Raw genomic sequence first — 4,174 nt, forward strand, 5'->3', positions numbered from 1 at the left:
CCGAACCACGCCCGCGCAAAAGCCTCTCGGCTTCAGCAGCAGCACGGATTTCTTCGGCGTGAGCGACAATCCCGGCCTCGAGCCTCCTGTCAGTATAGCGGGCCGGTCTGCGGGGAAGCCGGGCCGCCTAGCGCTAGATCGGACTTGACACATTGAGGATTGGTCGTGTAGAACGACAGTAGTGCGCGTCGGTCTCCGCATGCTGAAGCCGACCACGGTCCAGTGGTTGCGCAGCGAACTCAAGAACACGTCGCTCTGCCGGGCGGAGTTGGCTCGCGAGCTGTGTCGGCGGGACGAGTGGCGCAATCCGCAAGGCGAGTTGTGCGCAGCCTCGGCCCGCAAGGGCTTGCCGCAACTGGCCCGGGATCTCGGTCTTCCCCTGCCGGCGCCCAGCCGCCGCACCGGAGGGTGTGCCCGCCGCTCGCCGCAAGGGGTCCGGCAGGCCTTCCCGGCCGTGCAGGTCCGGTGCTCGCTCCAGGAGCTGGGCGAGGTGCGCCTGTGCCGGGCCGACACGCCCGAGCAGCGCCGCCACTGGTCGGCCTTGCTGGCGGCGGAACATCCGCTGGGACGCGGGCTGGCCCCCGGCTGCCGACTGGTGTACGGCATCCGGGCCCGGGGTCTGGAGCTCGGCGTCCTCAGCTGGGTGGCGGCCCCGCTGCGGCTGGCCCCCCGCGACCAGCTGCTGGGCTGGGATGAGCGCACGCGGCGTCACAACATTGCCCGGCTGGTGTCCAACGACCGCTTTCTGATCCGCGAGGGCGTGCAGGTGAGGAATCTGGCCAGCCACGTCCTGGCGCAGGCGCTGCGCCGCCTGCCGGAGGACTGGAAGGCACGCCACGGGGCGGTTCCGGTGGCGGTGGAGACCTGTGTCGGCCAGCCGCACAAGGGCACCTGCTACCAGGCCGCCGGCTTTGAGCCGGTGGGGAAGACGGCCGGCTACGCTTGGGGCGTGAAGAGGCCCAGGCAGCGCAAGCAGCCGCAGGAAGCCCAGCTCGCGCCGCAGAGCGGGCCGCGACCGGCCGCAGGGCCGAGCCGTTCTCAGCAGGCGGGGAGCGGGAGCCCGCTGCCGGAGCAGGGAGGGCAGCCGGCTTTGCCGGCGCAGCCGCCGCTGTCGCCCGGGCCCTGCCCGCCCCCGCAGCCGGACGGGGATGCCAACAGGATGCCGGCAGGAGAGTGCGGGCGTGCGGACTCCCCGGACCGGGGCCGCCGGGACACGGGTTGTGTGCCGGCGGCGGGGTTGCGGGCGGACACTGCGCCAGGGGGTGGCTCAGCGCAGCAGCCCCGGCCCTGTGGGCCGGCGCAGGAGAGCCGGCCGGGGCCGGAGGAGGTCCGGGCCGACCGCAAGCAGGTCTGGATGAAGGGGCTGACGCAGAAGGAAGAGGAGTGGAAGGCGGCCCTGCAGGCGCAGCCCCGGCGGGTTCTGGGCCAGTTCCCCCCTCTGGAAGTGGACGAGGACGCTCCCTGGTCCCGGCGCGAGTTCGAGCGTTCGGACCTGCCCGACCGGCGCCTGCGGGAGCGGCTACTGACCATGGGCGGGGCCTGGGAGCACAAGCCGGGCCAGTGCCTGCCGGACCTGTTCCCCAGCGGCGCCTTGCAGCAGGGGGCCTACCGTTTCCTGCACAATGGCAGGGTCGGCATGGAGGATGTGCTTCAGCCCCATCGCGAAGCCATGGCGGAGCGCTGCCGGCAACTGCCGGGCACGGTGCTCCTGGTGCAGGACACGACCACGCTGAACCACACCGGGCTCAAGGGCTGCACAGCGGGCCTGGGGGCGCTCAAGGAGCGCAGCAACAGTTCGCGGGGCCTGCACGTGCATGCGGCGATGGCCTTCACCGAGGGCCGGCGACCGCTGGGAGTGAGCGGTCTGGAGGTGTGGTCGCGCCCGCTGGAGAAGCCGCCCGGGGAGGACGGGAAGGAAAGCCGGCGCTGGTTCCGGGGCCTGGAACAGGGGTATGAGCTCGCCAGCGCCTGTCCGGAGCGGCGGATCGTGGTGGTGGGCGACCGGGAGAGCGACATCTTCGACCTGTTCCGGCAGCACGGCGAACGCTCCGGGGAGGGCGTGGAGCTGCTGGTGCGGGTCCACCTGGGACGGCAGCGGCTGGTCAGAGTCTGGGATCCGGGCTGCAGGTCGCTGATGATCCGCCCCTTGCGGGACCAGCCGGACTTCATGACCCAGGTGCGCTTCGAGCGCAGCTTCGAGGTGGATTCACAGGGCGGCAGGCGGGCGCGCAAGCGCCGCACGGTCGAGACCGAGGTGTGCATTGGCGCGGTGGAGGTGCAGGCGCCGAAGGAGCGCAGGCAGCGGGGCGAAGAGGGCATCGGGGCCTGGCTGGTGCACGTGCGGCAGACGAATGCGGAGCCGGGGGAGAAGCCGCTGGAGTGGTGGCTCACCAGCACCGTGGGCGGGCCGAGCGAGAGTTGGGCGCGGCGCATCGTGGGCTGGTACGAGGCGCGCTGGGGCATCGAGGAGTTCTTCCGGGTGCTCAAGAGCGGGATGCGCATCGAGGACCGCAGGCTGCGGACGGCGGACGCGCTGAAGAAGTGCCTGGTGTTCGACGCCGTCACGGCCTGGCAGGTGTTTTCGCTGGCGCGCTATGCGCGCGACACAGCGGACACCCCGGTGGAGGAGGTGCTGACGCCGGACGAGCGCGAGGTGATCGGGACGCTGGTGAACAAGCAGCAGTTGCTGCCGCCGCAGGAGCGGGGCCGCGCCCCGCCCCGCGACATCCTGTAGGGAACCAGATTATTCGGACACGCTTTTCCCAGATTATTTCGGCGGTAGGCAAAGGTCTTTTCTCGGTTTATTCGGACCTCCCGGAGAATCCGGACTGGGGTGGATCCGACGCGCGGGCCACTTCTTGCATGCCCCACGGTGACCCAGTGTGCAAGTCGGGTGCCCGTGGAGACCGTCCCCCGGCGGAACCTGGACCGCAGCCTTCGGATCGAAGGGACCCGAATTCTCTGATTATTCGGATTTCCAGCCGTTTGGGCGTCCGAGCAATTCGAGAAAAAACAGGGCTCTACTGCCGAAATAATGTGGCTCTGTACACATCCGCACCTGGGTGGTGTGGCTGGCGCGCACGGGGGGATTTCGGCCGTCCAGGCGTCGGCCTCTGCCGGGCAACGAGATCCTGTGGCGGGCCTACGCCCATGTGGCGGTGATCGCGCACTTCCAACAACTGGCCCGCAGCTGAGGGCAGGCTGCCGCGGGGCGGGGACCGGGTGCTCGCAGGAATTCACGCATCCCTGCTCGCGGCTCGCACCACTGCGGCTGTCGTCCAGCGACAGCGCAGCGATGCGGGCATCCGGGCTGCCCTGAGCCGGGATCGGGCGGATGCGCCGGTCGAAGACTCCTGCAGCATCCGCCCCCTCGCTTGCCCAACGCCGTTTTCCCGGATCGGGTGATCGTGTCGGTTGATGCGTCTTCGACTGTTCCGCACTCGCCGTCGCGTGGGCGTTCCCGCCGAGCGGGGCGGACCTGGATCTCCCAGCGGAAGATGGCCGGCCCCACGGCCACCAGCGGGTGCCTGTTCCAGCCCTCATGGCAGCCGCTTGTGCTGCAGCGAACGACCACCGCCCACGGAGCCAAGCCCTCCCTCGACCCTGCTACAATCGGGCCGGTCGGCAAGTGTACGAATGCCCGAAGTCCACCTAAACTTTGTCGATCCGTGGTCCAAACAAGTAGGACCACCTTAGAAAACGAGGAGTGGCCAGTGTCGGAAATCCGAATCTACAAGTTGGGCGTCGACGTCGAGCACGGGCGGCCGCCGGAACCCGCCGCGGAGCTGGCTGCATCCGGCTAGTTGCGGCACCATGGCGAGGACGAAGTCGTCGTGACACGTTCTGGCGTTCGGAGTAGTGCATTTCCCAGCGGCCGTGCCAGCGCTGGGCTATCGAGTGCCTGTGCCAACACTCTTGCTCTAGGACTGGCTGCACCGGTCCGACTGGTATCAAGACGGGAGTTTGGCGGATTCCCGTCCGTAGGCTCCCCGTTAGAACCACAAATGGAGAGGAGCCCTGATCTTGACTTCTGGGGCATCGGCAGCCCGCGGCGGCTTCTGGCTGAGCACCTGCAGCGACCCGCCCGCCGCCGTCCTGCTGGTCGAAAGCGCAGTCGACGCCCTCTCCGCCGTCGCCCTGCCCGCCCCCGGACTGTCCCCCGACAGCCTCGTGG

At 69.6% G+C, this 4,174-nt stretch carries 1 protein-coding gene; it reads left to right on the top strand.

The window, feature by feature from the left end; all coding sequences use genetic code 11:
* The first annotated feature begins 199 nt into the window (after nucleotides 1-199).
* A complete protein-coding gene (locus tag OXU42_14775) occupies nucleotides 200-2,734 on the top strand; it encodes an IS4 family transposase (protein MDE0030654.1) in 2,535 nt (844 codons plus the stop codon).
* Nucleotides 2,735-4,174 lie beyond the last annotated feature (1,440 nt).

The sequence above is a fragment of the Deltaproteobacteria bacterium genome (assembly GCA_028818775.1).
In the GTDB taxonomy this organism is placed as follows: Bacteria; Desulfobacterota; Binatia; order UBA9968; family JAJDTQ01; genus JAJDTQ01.